Origin of the sequence: Nocardioides carbamazepini (genome assembly GCF_024614185.1) — a bacterium.
Taxonomy (GTDB): domain Bacteria; phylum Actinomycetota; class Actinomycetes; order Propionibacteriales; family Nocardioidaceae; genus Nocardioides; species Nocardioides carbamazepini.
Window position 1 is genome coordinate 672,493 of the sequence record NZ_JAHTLF010000018.1, and the last position, 18,399, is coordinate 690,891.

General features: G+C 73.0%; 20 protein-coding genes. All 20 read right to left on the bottom strand.

Translation table 11 applies throughout. From position 1 onward, the window contains the following. Window positions 1-12: 12 nt before the first annotated feature. The 20 genes from KVF89_RS21880 to rocD all read right to left on the bottom strand — a co-directional run bounded on the left by KVF89_RS21880 (window position 13) and on the right by rocD (window position 18,377). Entirely contained in the window at window positions 13-1,626 is a 1,614-nt protein-coding gene (locus KVF89_RS21880) for an acyl-CoA carboxylase subunit beta (RefSeq protein ID WP_257428627.1), read from the bottom strand. After that, a complete protein-coding gene (locus KVF89_RS21885; protein ID WP_257428629.1) occupies window positions 1,623-2,120 on the bottom strand; it encodes an SRPBCC family protein in 498 nt (165 codons plus the stop codon). The genes KVF89_RS21880 and KVF89_RS21885 overlap by 4 nt, the downstream gene beginning before the upstream one ends. Next, window positions 2,117-3,265 carry an acyl-CoA dehydrogenase family protein gene (locus KVF89_RS21890; RefSeq protein WP_257428630.1) on the bottom strand — a complete coding sequence of 383 codons (1,149 nt, stop codon included), beginning with the start codon at window positions 3,263-3,265 and terminating at the stop codon, window positions 2,117-2,119. The genes KVF89_RS21885 and KVF89_RS21890 overlap by 4 nt, the downstream gene beginning before the upstream one ends. Before the next feature lie 112 nt (window positions 3,266-3,377). Continuing rightward, window positions 3,378-5,108, bottom strand: coding sequence for an acyclic terpene utilization AtuA family protein (locus KVF89_RS21895; protein ID WP_257428631.1), 1,731 nt, complete (start codon window positions 5,106-5,108; stop codon window positions 3,378-3,380). Next, window positions 5,105-5,917 (bottom strand): TIGR03084 family metal-binding protein, encoded by an 813-nt coding sequence (locus tag KVF89_RS21900; protein ID WP_257428633.1) that lies wholly within the window; start codon window positions 5,915-5,917, stop codon window positions 5,105-5,107. Before KVF89_RS21900 ends, KVF89_RS21895 begins: the two co-directional genes overlap by 4 nt. Further along, window positions 5,914-6,534 (bottom strand): TetR/AcrR family transcriptional regulator, encoded by a 621-nt coding sequence (locus tag KVF89_RS21905; RefSeq protein ID WP_257428634.1) that lies wholly within the window; start codon window positions 6,532-6,534, stop codon window positions 5,914-5,916. Before KVF89_RS21905 ends, KVF89_RS21900 begins: the two co-directional genes overlap by 4 nt. Before the next feature lie 111 nt (window positions 6,535-6,645). After that, window positions 6,646-9,270 carry an FtsX-like permease family protein gene (locus KVF89_RS21910; RefSeq protein WP_257428635.1) on the bottom strand — a complete coding sequence of 875 codons (2,625 nt, stop codon included), beginning with the start codon at window positions 9,268-9,270 and terminating at the stop codon, window positions 6,646-6,648. Next, a complete protein-coding gene (locus KVF89_RS21915; protein WP_257428636.1) occupies window positions 9,267-9,986 on the bottom strand; it encodes an ABC transporter ATP-binding protein in 720 nt (239 codons plus the stop codon). The genes KVF89_RS21910 and KVF89_RS21915 overlap by 4 nt, the downstream gene beginning before the upstream one ends. Beyond that, window positions 9,983-10,111: a hypothetical protein gene (locus tag KVF89_RS21920; RefSeq protein ID WP_257428638.1), complete on the bottom strand. Its 129-nt coding sequence runs from the start codon at window positions 10,109-10,111 to the stop codon at window positions 9,983-9,985. Before KVF89_RS21920 ends, KVF89_RS21915 begins: the two co-directional genes overlap by 4 nt. Further along, window positions 10,108-10,713 carry a PadR family transcriptional regulator gene (locus KVF89_RS21925; RefSeq protein WP_257428640.1) on the bottom strand — a complete coding sequence of 202 codons (606 nt, stop codon included), beginning with the start codon at window positions 10,711-10,713 and terminating at the stop codon, window positions 10,108-10,110. Before KVF89_RS21925 ends, KVF89_RS21920 begins: the two co-directional genes overlap by 4 nt. A gap of 142 nt (window positions 10,714-10,855) precedes the next feature. Then, window positions 10,856-11,590, bottom strand: coding sequence for a calcium-binding protein (locus KVF89_RS21930; protein ID WP_257428642.1), 735 nt, complete (start codon window positions 11,588-11,590; stop codon window positions 10,856-10,858). Between the two features lie 40 nt (window positions 11,591-11,630). Beyond that, window positions 11,631-12,032: a PIN domain-containing protein gene (locus KVF89_RS21935; RefSeq protein WP_257428644.1), complete on the bottom strand. Its 402-nt coding sequence runs from the start codon at window positions 12,030-12,032 to the stop codon at window positions 11,631-11,633. After that, complete coding sequence (locus tag KVF89_RS21940; RefSeq protein ID WP_257428646.1) at window positions 12,016-12,294, bottom strand: AbrB/MazE/SpoVT family DNA-binding domain-containing protein; 279 nt, start codon at window positions 12,292-12,294, stop codon at window positions 12,016-12,018. The genes KVF89_RS21935 and KVF89_RS21940 overlap by 17 nt, the downstream gene beginning before the upstream one ends. Window positions 12,295-12,485: 191 nt before the next feature. Then, the gene (locus tag KVF89_RS21945) at window positions 12,486-12,866 is read right to left on the bottom strand and encodes a type II toxin-antitoxin system VapC family toxin (RefSeq protein ID WP_257428648.1); all 381 of its coding nucleotides are present in this window, start codon (window positions 12,864-12,866) and stop codon (window positions 12,486-12,488) included. Next, the gene (locus KVF89_RS21950; protein WP_257428651.1) at window positions 12,863-13,159 is read right to left on the bottom strand and encodes a ribbon-helix-helix protein, CopG family; all 297 of its coding nucleotides are present in this window, start codon (window positions 13,157-13,159) and stop codon (window positions 12,863-12,865) included. Before KVF89_RS21950 ends, KVF89_RS21945 begins: the two co-directional genes overlap by 4 nt. A 37-nt stretch (window positions 13,160-13,196) precedes the next feature. Continuing rightward, window positions 13,197-13,877 (bottom strand): histidine phosphatase family protein, encoded by a 681-nt coding sequence (locus KVF89_RS21955; RefSeq protein ID WP_257428653.1) that lies wholly within the window; start codon window positions 13,875-13,877, stop codon window positions 13,197-13,199. Further along, window positions 13,877-14,947, bottom strand: a complete 1,071-nt coding sequence (locus KVF89_RS21960; RefSeq protein WP_257428655.1) for a phosphotransferase family protein — start codon at window positions 14,945-14,947, stop codon at window positions 13,877-13,879. Before KVF89_RS21960 ends, KVF89_RS21955 begins: the two co-directional genes overlap by 1 nt. Beyond that, entirely contained in the window at window positions 14,944-15,720 is a 777-nt protein-coding gene (locus tag KVF89_RS21965; RefSeq protein WP_257428656.1) for an SDR family NAD(P)-dependent oxidoreductase, read from the bottom strand. Before KVF89_RS21965 ends, KVF89_RS21960 begins: the two co-directional genes overlap by 4 nt. Before the next feature lie 114 nt (window positions 15,721-15,834). After that, window positions 15,835-17,109 carry a Glu/Leu/Phe/Val family dehydrogenase gene (locus tag KVF89_RS21970; protein ID WP_257428657.1) on the bottom strand — a complete coding sequence of 425 codons (1,275 nt, stop codon included), beginning with the start codon at window positions 17,107-17,109 and terminating at the stop codon, window positions 15,835-15,837. Continuing rightward, the gene (rocD, locus tag KVF89_RS21975) at window positions 17,106-18,377 is read right to left on the bottom strand and encodes an ornithine--oxo-acid transaminase (protein ID WP_257428658.1); all 1,272 of its coding nucleotides are present in this window, start codon (window positions 18,375-18,377) and stop codon (window positions 17,106-17,108) included. Before rocD ends, KVF89_RS21970 begins: the two co-directional genes overlap by 4 nt. Window positions 18,378-18,399: the final 22 nt, after the last annotated feature.

Sequence of the window (18,399 nt, forward strand, 5' to 3'; positions counted from 1 at the left end):
GCGCGCAGCGCCTCACATCCGGAAGACGCCGAAGTTCATGGCGCCCTCGATCGGCTGGTTGTCGATCACTGACAGGCAGATGCCCAGCACCGTCCGGGTGTCGCGCGGGTCGATGACGCCGTCGTCGTAGACCATCCCGGACAGCACGTACGGCAGCGACTGCTCCTCGATCTGCTCCTCGACCATCTGCTTGACGGCGACGAAGCCCTCGGCGTCGAAGGGCTGGCCCTTCTTCTCCGCGGACTCGCGCGCCACGATCTCGAGCACGCCGGCGAGCTGGGCCGGGCCCATCACCGACGACTTCGCGGAGGGCCAGGTGAAGAGGAAGCGCGGGTCGTAGGCGCGGCCGTTCATGCCGTAGTTGCCGGCGCCGTAGGACGCGCCCATGATCACCGTCAGGTGCGGCACCTTCGAGTTGGAGACCGCGTTGATCATCATCGCGCCGTGCTTGATGATGCCGCCCTGCTCGTACTCCGCGCCGACCATGTAGCCGGTCGTGTTGTGCAGGAAGAGCAGCGGGGTGTCCTTCTGGTTGGCCAGCTGGATGAACTGGGCCGCCTTCTGCGCCTCCTCGCTCATCAGCACGCCGCGCGCGTTGGCGAGGATGCCGATCGGGTGGCCGTGGAGCTGGGCCCAGCCGACACAGAGCGCCGTCCCATACAAGGGCTTGAACTCGTCGAAAGCGGCTGCACCACCGGGGTTGCCCGGACCCGTGCCGTCGACGATCCGCAGGATCGCCTCGCGCGGGTCGAAGGGCTCCTTGAGGTCGGTGGGGATCAGGTCGAGCAGGTCCTCGGGGTCGAGGTCGGGCTCGGCGAACGTGGCGGTCGGGACCGCCCCGGCCTTGCGCCAGTTGAGCCGGGCGACGGTACGACGGGCGAGCCGGATCGCGTCGTACTCGTCGAGGGCGAGGAAGTCGGAGGAGCCGGAGACCCGCGAGTGCATCTCGGCGCCGCCGAGGGTCTCGTCGTCGGACTCCTCACCGGTCGCCATCTTCACCAGCGGCGGGCCGGCCAGGAAGACCTTGGCCTGCTCCTTGACCATGATCACGTAGTCACTCATGCCGGGGACGTACGCGCCGCCCGCGGTCGAGTTGCCGAACACGACCGAGATGGTCGGCTGCTTGCGGGCGCTGGCCCGGGTGAGATCGCGGAAGCCGCGGCCGCCGGGGATGAAGATCTCCTTCTGCGTGGGGAGATCGGCCCCGCCGGACTCGGTGAGGTTGATCATCGGGAGCAGGTTCTTCTCCGCGATCTCACCGGCCCGGAAGGACTTCTTCAACGACCACGGGTTGAGCGCGCCGCCCTTCACCGTCGGGTCGTTGGCGACGATCATGCACTCCACGCCCTCGACCACGCCGATCCCCGTGACCAGCGAGGCGCCGACCGCGAAGTCGCTGCCCCAGCCGGCCAGCGGCATCAGCTCGAGGAAGGCCGAGCCCTCGTCGACGAGCAGGTCGATCCGCTCGCGGGCGGTCAGCTTGCCGCGCTCCCGGTGGCGGGCGATGTACTTGCCGCCGGCCTCCACCGCCTTGGCCTGCTCGGCATGCAGGTCGGCGAGCTTGGCCTCCATCGCCGTACGCCGGGTCTGCTCCGGTGACTCGGTCTCGGTCTGGCTCGTGGTCATGCCTCGTTCCCTCCCTCAAGCACCGACTTCATCCTCTCCAGGGTCGTGCGCATGCCGCGCTCGTTGGTCTTGCCGCGCAACCGGCCCAGCACGAGCCAGTAGCCGCGCATGAACCAGGCCGGCGTGAGCCGGAAGTACTCGGTGACGCTGGTGCCGCCGTTCTCGGGCTGCATCCGATAGCCCCAGGTGTTGAGGGCGTTGCCGTCGAGACCGACGGCGAACTCGAACACGCCCTCCCCGTTGCTGCCGGGCTCGTCGGCCTTCGTGACCGTGCACGGCGTCCAGTAGGTCGGTCCCACGCCGTTGCGCTTGACGTGTCCCTTGAACCGCGCGCCGACCACGGGGCCGGTGGCGCCGTGGGTCCACGCGGCCTCGAACGTCTCGGGCGAGAACTCGCCGATCCGGGTCACATCGCTGACCAGTGCCCAGACGTCCTCGACCGGCGCCCTCATGTGCACGGTGACCTCGCCGCCCAGCGGCTTCAGCAGGCTCATCCGGCATATCCCAACAACTTGGCGGCGAGGTCGGTGAGCACCTCGGTGGCACCGCCGCCGATCGGCAGCAGCCGGGCGTCGCGGTAGTGCCGCTCGACCTCGGTGCCGTGCATGTAGCCGGCGCCGCCGTGCAGCTGGACCGCGATGTCGGAGACCGCGACGGCGGTGTCGACGGCGGTCTGCTTGGCCAGGCAGGCCTCGGCGACGACGTTCTCGCCGGCGACGTGGCGCGCAGCGACGTCGAGCGTGTAGGTGCGCGCGACCTCGACCTGGCGGTGCATCTCGACCAGCTGGGCGCGCACGACCTGGTTCTTGTTGAGCGGCTTGCCGAAGGTCTCGCGGTCGCGGGTGTAGGCCGCGGCCAGGTCGAGGCAGCGCTTGGCGTGGCCGTAGCCCATCAGCGCGAGGAAGATCCGCTCCACCACGAACTGCTGGGCGATGTAGTAGAAGCCCTGGTTCTCCTGCCCGACCAGGTTCTCCACCGGGACGCGCGCGTCGACGTACGACAGCTCGGCGGTGTCGGAGCAGTGCCAGCCCATCTTCTTCAGCGAGCGCTGGACGGTGAAGCCCGGCGTCCCCTTGTCGACGACGATCAGCGAGATGCCGGCATGCCCAGGTGATGCAGACTCGCCGGTGCGGCAGGCGGTGACGACATAGTCGCCGCGGACCGCGGAGGTGATGAACGTCTTGGCGCCGTTGATGACGTAGTGGTCGCCGTCGCGCACCGCCCGGGTGGTGATGCCCGCGACGTCGGAGCCGCCGCCGGGCTCGGTGATGGCGAGGCTGCCGATCTTCTCGCCGGCCAGGGTGGGGCGGACGTAGCGGTCGATGAGGTACGGCGAGCCGTTCTCCACCATGTGCGGCACCGAGATGCCGTGCGTGAACAGCGAGGCCATCAGCCCACCGGACGCACCCGCCTCCATCAGCCCCTCCTGCAGCGCGCACGCGTCGAGCAGGTCACCGCCCTCGCCGCCTGTGGACTCCGGGTAGCCGACCGCGAGCAGGCCCGCCTTCGCCGCCGCCTCGGTGAGGCTGCGCGGCAGCTCGCCGGCGTCCTCCCACTCCTGCAGGCTGGGCATGATCTCGCGCCGCGCGAACTCCGTCGCCGACTCCTTGAGCGCCAGGCGCTCCTCGCTCCATCTCATCGGCTGTCCTCCGGCGCGGTGGTGCTGCGGTTTGGTCCCAAACCGCAGGAAATCGGCCCCGAAACCTGCGGTTTGGGACCAAACCGCAGGCTCTCGGCACACCAGGGGTCGCTCATACCAAGTCCTCCTGGATGTGGACGATCCGGCTGCGGACCCACTCGCCGAGGCCCTTGGCCTGGGGGTCGAACCGGGTGGACGCGGCGACGCCGTCGCCGAGCAGGCCGTGGATGACGACGTTGACCGCGCCGAGGTTGGGCAGCACGTAGACGTCGATGTCGAGGTCCTTGGCCTCGGGCACCAGCTCGCGGATCTTGCGGTCCTTGACGATCTTCGCCAGCCACTGCACGCGCGCCTCGTACTTCGGCGAGCCGTCGTGCTTCACCCACAGCCCGAGGTTGGCGTTGCCGCCCTTGTCGCCGGAGCGCGCGTGCACGAAGGTGCCCAGCGGCATCCGGCGGGTGATCGTGTCCGTCGGAGCGGGGTACGGCGACGGGCGCGTGCCGAGCGTCGGGTCGAGCTCGGCCGGGTCGGCGAACACGGTCGGGTCGGCGATCACCTCGCGGGTCCCGTCGTGGTGGACGACCGTGTGCTCGACGGTCCCGCGGTCGACGTACGCGGGCGTGTAGACGCCGAACGGGCTGGGCTTCTGGGGCGGGCTGGTCATCGTGAACCCGGGGTACGACGCCAGGGCGAGCTCGACCGCGGGGCCGGTGAACGGCTTGCCGAGCGGGCCCGCCTCGGGGTCCTTGCCGATGCAGCGCAGGATGACCGAGGCGCCCTCCTCGGTGTCGGCATCGCCGGTGCGTGCGGGGGTCTGGGTCCAGGTGACGTCGGCCGCGGTGAGCTGCGGGTCGAGCTGGCTGCGCAGCCACTCGGCCTTGGCGTCGATGTCGAGTCCGGTGAGCACGAACTCGACCTGGTTGCGGTAGCCGCCGAGCGTGTTGACCGCGACCTTCAGCTGCTCGGCCGGCGCGGTGCCGGTGACACCGCTGATCTCCACACGGTCCGGGCCCTGCTGGTGCAGGCGGATCGAGTCGAGCCGGGTGGTCACGTCGGGGTTGAGGTAGCGCGTCGTCTGGATCTCGTAGAGGAGCTGCGCGGTGACGGTGTCGACGGTGACCGCGCCACCGGTGCCGGCGTGCTTGGTGATCACGCTGCTGCCGTCGGCGGCGACCTCGGCGATCGGGAAGCCGAGCGGCTTGTCCATCGGAGCCCCGGCGCGGAACAGCTCCCGGAACCCGGAGAAGTTGCCGCCCGTGGCCTGGGTGCCGCACTCGATGACGTGGCCCGCGACGACGGCACCGGCCAGGGCGTCGTAGTCGGTCGGAGTCCAGCCGTGGTGCGCGATCGCGGGGCCCACGACGACGCTGGCGTCGGTGACCCGGCCGGTGACGACGACGTCGGCGCCCCTGGCGAGGGCCGAGGCGATGCCGAACGCGCCGAGGTAGGCGTTGGCGGTCAGGGCGCCGTCACTGATGCCTTCGATCGGGGGGTTCGCCGCTCGTAGGTCGTCGCCCTCGACGTACGCGACCTTGGCGCCGGTGCCGAGCGCCTCGATCTTGGCGGCCAGCGCGGCGGGGTTGAGCCCGCCGGCGTTGCTGACGATCTTGACACCCTTGTCGAGCGCGAGGCCGAGGGTGCCTTCCAACTGCTTGAGGAACGTCCGCGCGTAGCCGAGGTCGGCGTCGCGCAGGGTGTCCATGCCGAGGATGAGCATGGTGAGCTCGGCGAGGTAGTCGCCGGTGATGACGTCGATGTCACCGCCCTCGAGCTGCTCGCGCAGCGCGGAGAGGCGGTCGCCGTAGAAGCCGCTGCAGTTGGCGACCCTGAGCGGTGCCGTCATCGGGGGTCCCTCCCGCCGCCGGCGGGACCGGCGAACGCCTGGGCGATGGTCAGCCACCTCTCGGCGTCGTCGCCGACCGCCTTGAGGCTGGTGTCGTCGCGGTGGATGCGCTGGGTGACCAGCCGGCAGAAGTCGTAGGCCTCACCCGTGACGCGCTGCGCGGCGTCCTCGGGACCCCAGGTCCAGACGGCACCGCTGGGCCCGGTCAGCTCGACCCGGAACTCCTCGGCGGGGGCTTCGAGGCCGTTGTTGGCGTAGGCGAAGTCGCGGGTGCGGACGCCGATGTGGGCGACGTGCCGGACCCGGTCGGTCGGCTCCGGCACGGCGCCGATCGTCTCGTAGACGTCCAGCCCGTGGGCCCACGTCTCCATGAACCGGGCCGTCGCCATCGACGTCGGCGACATCGGGGGGCCGAACCACGGCATCCTGGTGCCGGCGGGCTGGGCCCACAGGGCCGTGACGAGTCCCGCGCGGGCGAGGTCCCAGCGGCCCAGCAGCTCGGCGGGAGGAAGGGCGGCTAGCTCGTGCGCGCTGGCGTCGACGAAGCCGGTCGGGTTCTCGATCGCCTTCAGTACGACGGCGTCCCACGCCGCCTTGCCCTTCTCGGTCCCGGCACCCGCGGCGATCGTCGCCACCTCGTCGGTCCACACCAGATGGGCGACCTGCGTGGCCACCGTCCACCCCTGGGCCGGCGTCGCCCGGCTCCACGCGTCGGCTGTCGCGACGGCCGTGCGGAGCAGGTGGCTCTCCGTCGCGAGGTCGACGAGCAGGTCGTCGAGGACCCTATTCACGGGGTTCACGGGGCTCACGGGTTCTCCTTGGGGTGCAGGGCGGCGTCGAGCGTGCGCGCCCACTCGGTGAGGATCCGGCGACGTCGACGGGCGTCGTCGCCGAGCGTGTTGGCGAGACCCAGGCCACGCACCAGGTCGAGCGTGGCCTGCACCAGCTCGCGCGCACCGGGCTGCGACTCGTCGATGCCGAGCAGCTCGACCGTGAGCCGGTGCGTCTCGCGACCGACGCGCTGCTCCAGCGGCGCGACGGCCTGGTGCAGCGTGTCGTCGGTGCGGGCGGCGACCCAGAGCTCGAGCGCCGCGGTGAACACCGTCGACGCGAAGTGCTCGCCCAGCATCTGCACGACCGCCTCGGTCCGGCCCTGGCCCCGGGGCAGCTTCGCCACCGCCGCCTCCAGGTCGGAGCCGCGGATCGCGGTCAGGTGCGCGACCGCCGCGACGACGAGGTCGTTCTTGGTCGGGAAGTGGTGCAGCTGCGCGCCGCGACTCACCCCGGCCCGCTCCGAGACCAGCGTGGTCGTCGTCCCGCCGAAGCCCTTCTCCACCAGCAGCTCGACGGTCGCCTCCATCAGCCGCTGCCGCATCACCCGGGTGCGCTCCTCCTGGGGGACCCGGGTGGCGGCAGGGGTGCTCATGGCGCCAGCATGCCGCCGGACAAACAAACAGTCAAGCCTGACTTTAAATGTGGGAGGAGCGCAGCTCGAGGTGAGAGTGACCCAGGGATCACCCTCACCCACCCGACGCGGTCAGTCGATCCGCGCCACCAGCGGCAGCCGGCCCCGTGCGCACAGCCCGACCGCGGCGGCGGTGAGCAGCGGCAGCCCGACCACCACGACCGCGACCAGCGGCCACGGTACGGCGAGCAGGGTCGCGCCGTCGCCGTCGCGGGAGAGCGGCCGGCTCACCGCGAGGCCCGGGACGAACCCGATCGGCGCGCCGAGCAGGGCACCGACCAGCCCCACGACGAGGGCGTACGCCGCCGCGACCCGGCGGCGGGTCCGCGGCCGGGCACCGACCGCGGCCATGGTGGCGAGGTCGGGGCGGGCATCGGAGAGCGCGAGGAAGGTGGCGGTCAGCGTGCCGCCGAGCATCATCACCCCGCCGAGGACGGCGAGCACCCACTGCAGGATCCGCACCGCCGAGTCGGGCACGAAGCCGCGCTCGACGTAGAGCTCGCCCGCGCCCGCCACGGTCGCCAGCGCCTCCGCGAGATCCTCCTGGGCCGCCTCACTGATGGTCGGCGCGACGACCAATGCGGTCGTGGCGGTCGTCAGGCCGAGCTCGTCGGCGAGCGTCGGGGGCACGATGCCGGCCGCCGCCGGGAGCGCTACAGGCGAACGCACCGAGGTGACGTCCACGTCACGGAAGCGCTCGTCCAGGACCTCCTGGGTGGCGTCGTCGGTCACCTGGACGACGGCACGCAGCCGGCCGCCGGGGAGGTCCGCGGACCGGCCCAGCACGACCAGGCGCCCCGCGGCGAGCGCCTCCTCGGCCGCCGCCTGCTCGGCCGGCGCGAGGCCGACGGCCGCAGGCACGGAGGTGCCGACGAGGAAGGAGGAGCCGAGGCTGCCGAAGGTCGGCAGCACGAGCGGCTCGCCGTCCAGCTCGAGCGAGAGGTCCGTCCAGGTCCCCTCCCCGGCGCCGCGGACACCGGCGATCTCGTCGATCTCGGCACCCGGAACGCGCTGGGCGAGCACGCCGCGGACCGTCTCGGGGTCGGCGTCGCCGCCGACCGGCGTGGCGGCGTACCCGTGGGCGAGCTGCGGGTCGTAGTCCCGCTCGTCGGCCGCCTGCTGGCTGCTGAGGGCGATGCCGAGGGCGACCACGCCGGCCACGGTCGCGCCGACGGCCGCCACGGCGGGGACCGTCCGGGTGCGGTGCCGGGCCGCGTCGCGGGCGGCGAAGCGCAGGGCCAGCGGGAACCGGCGGGCCGCCCTCCCCACGGCCGTCACGGAGGTCGCGACGAGCAGGATCATGCCGACGACGGACAGCAGGGCCGACGCGCCGACCAGCGCGGGCGAGGCACCGCTCGCCCGGGAGCCGACCAGGCCCGACACCACGCCCGCGCCGATGAGGACGAGTCCCAGCACGGGCGAGCGCCGCGACGTCCGGCCCTCCCCGCGCCGTCCGGCGAGCACGGCGACGACGTCATTGCGGGACGCGGAGTACGCCGGGACCACGGCGGCGAGCACGGCGGCCGCGAGGCCGAAGCCCGCGACCCCGAGCAGCACCGTCCACGGCACCTCGAACGGCCCGAACCAGGTGCCCTGGAGGCGCTGGGCCACCGGGACCAGCAGCGCACCGACCCCGATGCCGAGCACCGTGCCGAGCGCGCCACCGAGCAGGCCCACCACGACCCCCGAGGCGAGCACGGTACGCCGGGCCTGGGCCGGGGTGCCGCCTGCGGCGGCGACGAGGGCCAGGGTGCGGGCCTGGGCCCGGGCCCGGACGGCGAAGGCCGGCCCGGCGAGCAGCACCACCTCGAGCAGCACCATGGTCGCGACCAGCACCAGCGCGGTCATCGCGGTCTCGTCGACCGGCTCGTCGCTCACCACCTCCGGCGGCAGTGCCGAGGCGGGCGGCGGGTCGGAGAGCACCTGCCGGGAGGCGGCGAGCAGGCCGACGGCGTTGAGCGCGCGGACGTCGTCCCAGCTCACCGGGTCGCCGCCGACCAGCCACTGCGGCGGGGCGTCGGGGGTGCCGACCGCTCCCGGGAGCACACCCGCGACGGCCTCGTCGCGGGTCGTGGCGCTCTCGACGATCCCCACGATCCGCAGCTCGGTGCGGGTCTCGCCGTCGGAGGTACGGCGCAGCGCGGTGAGGGTGTCGCCGAGTCCGGGTCCGCGGCGGGCCAGGGCGGGGTTGACGACGACCTCGCCGGTGGTGCGCGGCAGCCGGCCGCCCTCGAGCCGGAACAGGCCGCGGGCCAAGGGGGCGGCGAGGTCGGTCTGCGTGACGACGACGTCACCGACGCCGCGGTCGGTGACGTACGAGAGGTACTCCCGGGCGATCGGGAGGAGCGGTCGATCGGCGCCCAGCACCTGCCGGACCTCGGTCACCGTCGCGACGTGCTCCTCCTCGCCGACCCAGGAGGTCGCGCCGTCGGGGTCGAACGACTGCAGCACCTCGGTCGTGCCGCTGCCGTAGACCAGGGCGGCCGCCGTACCCATCCGGCGCTCGACGCCCTCGGCGCCGGAGACGTCCGCGGTGCGCCACACGACGGCGGCCGCGGCGACGGCCAGGACGGGCAGGCAGACGAGGACCAGCATCAGGGCGGTCTGCGCGCGGCGGCGCAGCGCCTCGCGGCGGGCCAGGCGCAGCGCGATCCGCCAGCCGGCGAGACGCGCGCCGCTGGGGGTGGGACCCCTCATGCGTCGGCCCGCTCGGTCAGGCCCTCGACCCGGTCGGTGCCGGTCTCGTCAACCACGACCCCGTCGCGGAGGAAGACGACCCGGTCCGCCCACGCCGCGTGGCGGGCCTCGTGGGTGACCAGCACCCCGGCGGCGCCCGCGTCGCACCGGGCCCGCAGCAGCTCGAGGATCCCCTCGCCGGTCTCGGTGTCGAGGGCGCCGGTCGGCTCGTCGGCCAGGATCAGCCGCCGCTCGCCCACCACGGCCCGGGCGATCGCGACCCGCTGCTGCTGGCCGCCCGACATGTCGTCGGGGAAGCGCTCGGCCAGGTCGGCGATGCCGACCTCCTCCAGCGCCCGCAGCGCCTCCTCGCGGGCGGTCCGGACCGGCACCCCGTCGAGCTCGCGCGGCAGGGCGACGTTCTCGGCCGCGGTCAGCGCCGGGATCAGGTTGAAGCCCTGGAAGACATAGCCGATCGAGGTACGTCGCATCCGGGCGCGCTCCTGCTGGCCGAGGCCGACCAGGTCGGTGCCCTCGACCCGGACCGCGCCGGCGGTCGGCTGGTCGAGGCCGCCGGCGATGGTCAGCAGGGTGGACTTGCCGGACCCGGACGGGCCCATCACCGCGACCAGCTCGCCGGCGTGGGCGGCGAAGGAGATCCCGCGCAGCGCGTGGACCTCTCCCGCTCCGGTGCCGTGCACCCGGGTGACGTCGGCGAGCTGCAGGACGGGGTTCATCGGTCTTCCTTCGGGGAGAGGCGTCGGTCGTCACGGATGCGCTCCAGGCGGGCCCGCGCGTCGGCGAGCCACCGCCGCTCGGCGCGGTCGAGGCGGCGGACCTGGTCCTCGTCGCGGGCGTTCATCTGCTGCCTCGCGCGGGACGGGGAACCGGGACGTCCTCGACCGGGCGGGCGCCCTCGCGGCCCTGCTCGACCGCGGCCCGCCGCAGCCGGGCCTCGCAGTGGTCGAGCCACCGGATCTCGGCCTCGGCGCCGAACACCAGCGAGTCCAGGACCAGGCTCCAGGCGAGGTCCGCCCGCTCGGCACGGTCGGCGGCCTCGGCCGCACGGCGCTTGAGCCGGGTGTAGTCCTGGAGCGACGCCATCGTCGCGCTGCGCTGCTGCTGGATGACGGTGCCGACGTCGACGCCGGGGACCGTGACCGCCAGGGCGAGCTTGATGGCGAGCTCGTCGCGGGGCGGCTGGGTGCGGGCGACCGGCGTGGTGAACCAGGTCGCGACCTCGTCGCGGCCGCCGTCGGTGATCCGGTAGACAACATGGCCCTCGTCGTCCTCACCGTCGGCGACAGCGAGTCCGTCGCGCTCCAGGCGCGTCAGGGTCGTGTAGACCTGCCCGACGTTCAGCGGCCAGGCGGTGCCGGTGCGCCGCTCGAACTCGGCGCGCAGCTGGTAGCCGTACATCGGCTGCTGCTCCAGCAGCGCCAACAGCGCGTGCTTGACGGACATGGGGAGGACTCCTCGAGGTGACTACATACCGGGTATAGGAACTATATACCCGGTATGGTCCTGCCCACGAACCGAGGCCGCGCCCGCGCCCGCGTCAGCCAGGGAGACGGGAGACGGGCCGGGAGACGGGAGGGCTGACCCCCTACCGCTCGCAGCCCTGGCGGATCTCCCCGGTGCACGAGTCCGTGCCCCGGCCGCCGATCACGGTGTCGTACCCGCCTCGACCGTTGAGGACGTCCTTGCCGGCGCCGCCGCGCAGCACGTTGTCGAAGGCGTCGCCGAGGATCAGGTCGTCGTCGGGCGTGCCCCGGACCTCCTCGACGCCGGCGAGCGCGGTCCGGAGCCGCAGTCCCCCGACCTCGGTCTCGGCGCTGGCCTGGCCCGTGGCGAGGTTGACGTAGACGCCGGAGGTCGTGCCGGGGACGTACCCCTCGTAGAAGGTCACCTGGTCGTAGCCCGGACCGCCGTCGAACGAGCCCGCCCCCAGCGGCGCCCAGTACCGGTCGGCGCCCTTGCCGCCGCGGGCGGTGCCCACGCCGTGGAACCGGTCCGCGCCCTTGCCGCCGTCGGCGCTCCCCGCGCCGTAGATCGTGTCGTCGCCCTTGCCGCCGATCACCCGGGTCCGCGCGTCGCCGCAGATCAGGTCGTTGCCGTCGAGTCCGAGGACCACGTCGCGGCCCTTGCCCCTCCCCGCCACGATCACGTCCCGCTTGCGGGTGCCGACGATCCGGTCGTCGCCCTTGGACGGGTCGACGATCGTGGCCCGCTTGCCGGCGCAGGTCGGGACCGGTGCCTGCGCCGGTGAGGGCGCCGCTCCGGCCAACCCACCGCCGGTCACCAGCAGCACGGCGGTGGCCGCGACCCGAGCTCTCCGCATCCCCGCACCCCGTCGCACCAGGGCAGGATGCCACCGACGCTCACATCAGCCGGTAGCGCACCCCCAGCGCGTCGTACGTCGACCGGGCCCGACGGTCGCGGGTGATCAGCTCGACGTCGTGATGCAGGGCGGTCGATCCGACCAGACCGTCGTAGACCGCGCCGCCGTCGACGTCCGCGGCGGCCAAGGTGGCGACCAACTCGACCTGGCGCGACTCGGGCAGGCCGATCACCGCCAGACCCACGCCCTCGAGCGCGCGGGCCACATCCTTCCCCGACATGCAGTAGGGGTCCTGGACCCGGGTCAGCACACTGTAGGTCTCGAGCAGCACGTGAGCCGGGACGGCGGTCAGGAGCGGCCACACCTCGAGGGCGGCGGCGTGATCGGGATGGCGCGGGTTGAGCGTGGGGACCAGGAGGCTGGTGTCACAGGCGGCGCTCACGCACGGCCTCCAGGGTCTCGCGGATCATCTCGTCGGTGAGCGGCGGCGCGTCGGGGGGGAGGTTCTTGTAGACGATCCGGGGCGGCCCGCCCTCAGGGAACTCGATGTCGACCTCGGCGCGCGGCAGCTCGATCTCGATCCGTCCGTCGACGAAGGACAGGTCGACCCGGGTGCCACCGGTCAGGCCCATGGCGTCACGGATCGCCTTGGGCACGACGATGCGCCCGGCACCGTCGATGGTGGTCCTGATGGCAGAGATCATGGCATGAGAATACCATCGGCAGCGCCATCTCTCCGGCGCGGCGAGGCATGCGCCGCTCGGGCGCTCCCGAGGGAGAGCTGACCGCGTCCCCGGCCGAGCCGCTCGCCGCGGCGGCACTCGACCGCGGCCACCGGGAGCAGCACCGCCGCCCCGACCGATCCGAGGACGGTCGCGATGACGGCCTAGTCGGATCAGTACGGTGCCGTGAGGTCGGCGAACATCGGGAAGTGCTTGACATTGCACGTCCACAGCCGGCCGCCGACGGTCGCCGTGGTCGCCGCGATGACGTAGTCCACCGGGTCGATGCCCGGATGGGAGCGCAGGAACCGTCGCGCCCAGGCCCCCGCACGGTCGGCGATGTCGATCGTGACCGGGATCCAGTCCAGACCTGCCAGCAGGGCGTGGGTGGCCTCCTCCTCGGTGGACCTCATGCCGGCCAGGATCTCGGTCCGGCACAGGACGCTCGCGGCGAGTACCTCACCTCGACGCACGGCGTCCGCCATGGCCTGCTGTGCTTCCGCACGCCCCCTCAGGTGATCGATCAGGACGGACGTGTCGAGCACGACCGTCATCGCGCCAACCGTGCCGCGAGGCCCGGTCGCAACCGCTCCACGTAGTCGGCGCCGTCCAGCCCGTCGAGCGGTCCGATGTCGTCCGCGGCCTCGCCGAGCGCGAGGTCGACCCGTGCCCAGGCACCGAACGAGATCTCCAGGCGATGCAGCCGGTCGGCGACGGTGTTCGAGCCGTAGACCTCGTCGATCGCTCGACGGACCAGCTCCGCGAGCCCCAGGCCGGTGCGCGCCGCCTCCTTCCGGAGCCGGGCGTACTGCTCGTCCTCCAGGGTGATCTGCGTGCGGTGGCTCATGATGTAACCTTACATCGCTCCGCCCTGCTCAATCGGCTCAGCGATAGGTGACCAGCGTCCGCGGCAGGTGCGGGTGCTCGTTGAAGGTCAGCAGCCGGGCGCCGGTCGCGCCCACGATGACCCGGGTCACCGAGGTGTTCGCGATGACGGTGTTGAACCGAGCCCACACGGGACCGACGGCCACGGTGTCCGGTACGACGAGCAGGGCGGCCAGCGCCGCGATGACACCACCGGACGTGACGACGAGCGTCGGGCCCGGCCGGGCGGCCGCGGCGTCGAGGGCGGCGCGGGCCCGGCCGACGAAGGCGTCGTAGGGCTCCGGGTAGCCGCCGTCGGGCCCGGCCGCGGCCCAGTGGGCGGTGGAGATCTCGAACTGCTCCTGGAAGGCGCGCCGGTCGGCGGTGTGGTCGACAGCCGCCCCGGTCGCCTCGGCGAAGCGCGCGAGCACGGCGAGGTGGTCGAACTCCGCCCAGTCCTCGTCCACCTCGGCCCGCGGGGAGCCCGGGAGGCCGGTCCAGCCGGCGCCCTCGGCGACCGCCTCCCAGGTCTCGCGGTGCCGGCGCATGCCGCCGTGCACGACGGAGACCGGCTCGGGACCCTCCTTGGCGAGCCAGCGGCCGAGCACCCGGCCCTGCTCCCAGCCATTGTCGGAGAGCACGTCGTAGTCGTCCGAGCCGAAGGACGCCTGGCCGTGGCGGACCAGCAGCAGGACGCCCATCAGGCCGCTCCCCCGGACGCGGCGGCGATCACCCGGCGGCAGCGCGTCTCGAGGTAGCCGACGGCCGGACCGAACGAGGCGTACGCCTCGTTGCTGGTCTGGCCGTGGAAGTAGCGGTACCAGATCTGCTGGGCGATGACCGCGAGCCGGAACAGGCCGAAGACCTCGTAGAAGCTCCACTGCGCGGCACTCAGCGCGATGCCGGTGCGGGCGCAGTAGGCGTCGACCACCTGGCGGCGGGTCCACATGCCCGGCGCGGTCGTGGGCTGGCGCCGGAAGAGGAGGAAGAACTCGTCGTCGTCGGCCTCGACCCAGTAGGCCAGCGTGCAGCCCAGGTCCATCAGCGGGTCACCGACCGTGGCGAGCTCCCAGTCGAGGAGGCCGATGATCCGGGTCGGGTCCGCAGGGTCGAGCACCATGTTGTCGAAGCGGAAGTCGTTGTGGATCATCCGCTGCCCGACGTCGACCGGCTGGTGCTCGTCGAGCCAGCCGGTGATGTCGGACCAGTCACCGGTGTCGTCGGTGCGGGCGTTGTCGAGCCGGGCGGTCCACCCGCCGACCTGGCGCGCGACGTACCCGGCGCCCTTGTCGAGCGTCGCCAGGCCCGGGACGGTGGCCACGTCGATCGCGTGCAGGGCGACCAGCAGGTCGACGGCGGCGGCGCAGAGCGCGTCGGCCTGCTCCGGCGAGACGGGGAAGCCGAACTCGCGGCGCGGGATCAACCCGTCGAGCCGCTCCATCACGTAGAGCTCGCTGCCGATCGGGCTGTCCTGCGCCGTGCAGTACGCCGCCATCGCCGGCACCTGCGGGAAGACCGGCTCGAGGGCGTCCTGGATCCGGTACTCGCGGCCCATGTCGTGGGCGCCCTTCGCCTTGGTGCCGACGGGCGGGCGCCGCAGGATCAGGTCGGGCCCGTCCTGCATGCGCAGCAGGTAGGTCAGGTTGGACGCCCCGCCGGGGAACTGGCGCACCTCGGCGATCGGGCCACGGCCCAGCCAGGTCTCGACGGCGGCGACGTCGAAGGCGTCCTCCTCGCGGACCGGGCGTGACTCGTCACTCGCCCCGGTCACTCGGCCACCGCGTCCAGCTTGCGGGCCTGCGCGCGCATCACGGCGTCGTACGACGCCCGGTCGGCCAGCTTGAGCTGGTACGCCGCCCGCGCGGCCTCGTCGGGCACGATCAGCTCGGTCCCGGCGTCGATCCCGTCGAGCACCGCCGCCGCGATCTCGTCGGGCCCCAGCGGCGCGTCCTCGACCAGCTTCGTCATGACCGTCTGCAGCGCGGCGTCGCGTCCCTCGACGGCGGCCATCAGGTTGGTGCGGAAGTACGACGGGCACACGACGTGCGCGGTCACGCCGTGTGCCGCCAGCTCGTGTCCGGTCGTCTCGGTGAGCGCGACGACCGCGGCCTTGGTGGCGTTGTAGCCACCCATCCCCGCGGGGTGCACGAGACCGGCGAGCGAGGCGATGTTGACGATCCGGCCGCTCCCCTGCCGCTTGAACACGGGCGTGAACGTCGCCGTGCCGCGCACCGCGCCGAGCAGGTTGATGTCGACCAGCCGCTGCCACTCGTCGATCCCGGACACGTCGAGCCGCCCGCCGCCGGCGATGCCGGCGTTGTTGACGAGCACGTCCAGCCCACCCCAGGTCCGCTCGACGTGGTCGCGGGCCGCGGCCCAGTCGGCGTCGCTGGTGATGTCGAGCGGCAGGATCCCGTCGGCCGGTGCGCGGTCGGTGCGGAGCACGTCGGCGCCCCGCTGCTCCCAGGCCCGGGCGAGGGCGTCTCCGAGCCCGGAGCCGGCGCCGGTGATCAGGACCCTGGTCTGCTGGTGCTGGTCGGTCACCCGGCCGACATTAGTGCGTGGCGCACCCACCGCGGTGCGTGGCTCACCCGCCGCGGCCGCCGGCCCGGTGCGGCCGGGGGAGCTCCTCGGCTTCGGCCCCGGCACCCGCTCCGCTCACGGGTAGAGCCCGCGGGCGAGGTGTGCGTTCGCGACCGTCTCGACCGCGAGCGTGGTCGCGGCCCGGCGCAGCGAGATGTCACGCCGCGCGGCGTACGCGACCACTCGGTCCCAGGCGACCTGCATCCGCTGGGCGAGGCGGGCGTTCACGTCGTCCTCGCTCCACCAGTAGGCCTGGTTGGCCTGGACCCACTCGAAGTAGGACACGATCACGCCGCCGGCGTTGGCCAGGATATCCGGTACGACGAGCACGCCGGCGTCGGCGAGCACGGCGTCGGCCGCGGGGGTGGTGGGACCGTTGGCGCCCTCGGCGATGACGGACGCCCGCACCCGGTGGGCGTTGTCGGCGTTGATGACCGCCTCGACGGCGGCCGGGACGAGCAGGTCGACGTCGAGGTGGAGGAGGTCCTCACCAGCGTCCATCGGCTCGGAGGCGGCGAAGCCGACGACGCTGCCGGTGCTGTCGACGTGCGCCGTCAGCGCCGGTACGTCGAGCCCGGCGGAGTCGTGGATCGCGCCGTACTGGTCGCTCACGGCGACCACCCGCACGCCGGCTTCGGCGAGCAGGCGGGCCGCGTCGCGGCCGACCTTGCCGAAGCCCTGGACCGCGGCCCGGGCGCCGCGGACGGCGATGCCGCGGTGGCCGAGCGCCGCCAGCGCGACGTGGACGACCCCGCGCGAGGTGGCGCTCGCTCGGCCGAGGGAGCCGCCGAGGGCGACCGGCTTGCCGGTGACGACGCCGAGGACAGTGTGGCCGCGGTTGACGGAGTAGGTGTCCATCATCCACGCCATCACCTGCTCGTCGGTGCCGATGTCGGGGGCGGGGATGTCGGTCACCGGCCCCAGGATCGGCATGATCTCGCTGGTGTAGCGCCGGGTCACCCGCTGGATCTCGCCGCGGGAGTAGGCCCGCGGGTCGAACGCGACACCGCCCTTAGCGCCGCCGTACGGGATGTTCACGAGGGCGCACTTCCAGGTCATCCACATCGCGAGCGCGCGGACCTCGTCCAGGCTGACGTCGGGGCTGAACCGGACGCCGCCCTTCGCCGGGCCGCGGGACAGGTTGTGCTGCACGCGGTGGCCGATGAGCACCTCGACACTTCCGTCGTCGCGGCGCAACGGGACCGACACGGTCATCTCGCGGCGCGGGGTGCCGAGCATGTCGAGCATGCCGGGGCCGTAGTCGAGCAGCGCGATGGCGTCGGCGAGCTGGCTGCGCGCGGCGACGAGCGGGTTCCGGTCCTGGACCGGAACCGCGAGGGTGGCGGTCATCGGCGCGCTTCCTCCAGCACCGTGCGCAGGGTGGCGACGAGCAGGTCGATGTCGGACTCGCTGGCGACCAGCGGGGGCGCGAACCGGACGGTCGAGCCGTGGGTGTCCTTGGCCAGGATGCCGTGCCGCATGAGGCCCTCGCAGACCTGGCGGCCGGTGAGCAGGCTCGGGTCGACGTCGACGCCGGCCCACAGCCCCCGCACCCGTACGGCGACCAGGCCGGTCCCGATCAGCTCGAGCAGACCCGCCTCGAGGCGCTCACCGAGCACCCGGGCGCGCTCCTGGAACTCACCCGTCGCGAGCAGCTGGACGACCTCGTGGCCGACGGCCGCGGCGAGCGGGTTGCCACCGAAGGTCGAGCCGTGGGTGCCGGGCCGGACGACGTCGAGCACCGCGTGGTCCGCGGCGATGGCGGAGACGGGGAGGAGCCCGCCGCCGAGCGCCTTGCCGAGCACGTAGACGTCGGGGACGACGCCGTCGTGGTCGCACGCGAACGTGCGACCGGTCCGGGCGAGGCCGGACTGGATCTCGTCGGCGACCATGAGCACGTTGCGCTCGGTGCAGAGCGCGCGCAGCGCCGGCAGGAAGCCCTCCGCCGGTACGACAACCCCGCCCTCGCCCTGGATCGGCTCGAAGAGCACGGCCACGGTCGAGTCGTCGATCGCCGCGGCGACGGCGTCGATGTCGCCATAGGGGACGCCGACGAATCCGGGCGTGAAGGGGCCGTAGTCCGCGGTCGCCTCGTCGTCGTCGGAGAAGCTGACGATCGTCGTGGTCCGGCCGTGGAAGTTGCCGTGCATCGTGATGATCTTCGCCGTGCCCGGCGCGACGCCCTTGACCTGGTAGCCCCACTTCCGGCTGACCTTGATCGCGGTCTCGACGGCCTCCGCCCCGGAGTTCATCGGCAGCACCATGTCCTTGTCGGTGAGCTCGGCGAGCGCCTGCGCGAACGGCCCGAGCTGGTCGTTGAAGAACGCCCGGCTGGTCAGGGTGAGCCGCTGGAGCTGCTCGGTGGCGCGCGCGACGAGACGCGGGTGCCCGTGGCCGAAGTTGAGCGCGGAGTAGCCGGCGAGGCAGTCGAGGTAGCGGTTGCCCTCCACGTCGGTCACCCAGGCGCCCTGGCCGGAGGCGAGGACGACGGGGAGCGGATGGTAGTTGTGCGCGGCGTGCGCCTCGGTGAGCGCGATGTGGGACTCGGTGGAACCCCGGCCGGCGCCCTCCTGCGGCGTCGGCCCGGGGGTGCTGGACACAGCGATGGTCGGCGTCATACACCTAGAATGATTCATTCCA

Bases quoted from the DNA above. Each gene is read 5' to 3' on its own strand.
- KVF89_RS21880 (WP_257428627.1), bottom strand. From the start codon at position 1,626: ATGACCACGAGCCAGACCGAGACCGAGTCACCGGAGCAGACCCGGCGT.
- KVF89_RS21885 (WP_257428629.1), bottom strand. From the start codon at position 2,120: ATGAGCCTGCTGAAGCCGCTGGGCGGCGAGGTCACCGTGCACATGAGG.
- KVF89_RS21890 (WP_257428630.1), bottom strand. From the start codon at position 3,265: ATGAGATGGAGCGAGGAGCGCCTGGCGCTCAAGGAGTCGGCGACGGAG.
- KVF89_RS21895 (WP_257428631.1), bottom strand. From the start codon at position 5,108: ATGACGGCACCGCTCAGGGTCGCCAACTGCAGCGGCTTCTACGGCGAC.
- KVF89_RS21905 (WP_257428634.1), bottom strand. From the start codon at position 6,534: ATGAGCACCCCTGCCGCCACCCGGGTCCCCCAGGAGGAGCGCACCCGG.
- KVF89_RS21910 (WP_257428635.1), bottom strand. From the start codon at position 9,270: ATGAGGGGTCCCACCCCCAGCGGCGCGCGTCTCGCCGGCTGGCGGATC.
- KVF89_RS21915 (WP_257428636.1), bottom strand. From the start codon at position 9,986: ATGAACCCCGTCCTGCAGCTCGCCGACGTCACCCGGGTGCACGGCACC.
- KVF89_RS21920 (WP_257428638.1), bottom strand. From the start codon at position 10,111: ATGAACGCCCGCGACGAGGACCAGGTCCGCCGCCTCGACCGCGCCGAG.
- KVF89_RS21925 (WP_257428640.1), bottom strand. From the start codon at position 10,713: ATGTCCGTCAAGCACGCGCTGTTGGCGCTGCTGGAGCAGCAGCCGATG.
- KVF89_RS21930 (WP_257428642.1), bottom strand. From the start codon at position 11,590: ATGCGGAGAGCTCGGGTCGCGGCCACCGCCGTGCTGCTGGTGACCGGC.
- KVF89_RS21940 (WP_257428646.1), bottom strand. From the start codon at position 12,294: ATGATCTCTGCCATCAGGACCACCATCGACGGTGCCGGGCGCATCGTC.
- KVF89_RS21945 (WP_257428648.1), bottom strand. From the start codon at position 12,866: ATGACGGTCGTGCTCGACACGTCCGTCCTGATCGATCACCTGAGGGGG.
- KVF89_RS21950 (WP_257428651.1), bottom strand. From the start codon at position 13,159: ATGAGCCACCGCACGCAGATCACCCTGGAGGACGAGCAGTACGCCCGG.
- KVF89_RS21955 (WP_257428653.1), bottom strand. From the start codon at position 13,877: ATGGGCGTCCTGCTGCTGGTCCGCCACGGCCAGGCGTCCTTCGGCTCG.
- KVF89_RS21970 (WP_257428657.1), bottom strand. From the start codon at position 17,109: ATGACCGCCACCCTCGCGGTTCCGGTCCAGGACCGGAACCCGCTCGTC.
- rocD (WP_257428658.1), bottom strand. From the start codon at position 18,377: ATGACGCCGACCATCGCTGTGTCCAGCACCCCCGGGCCGACGCCGCAG.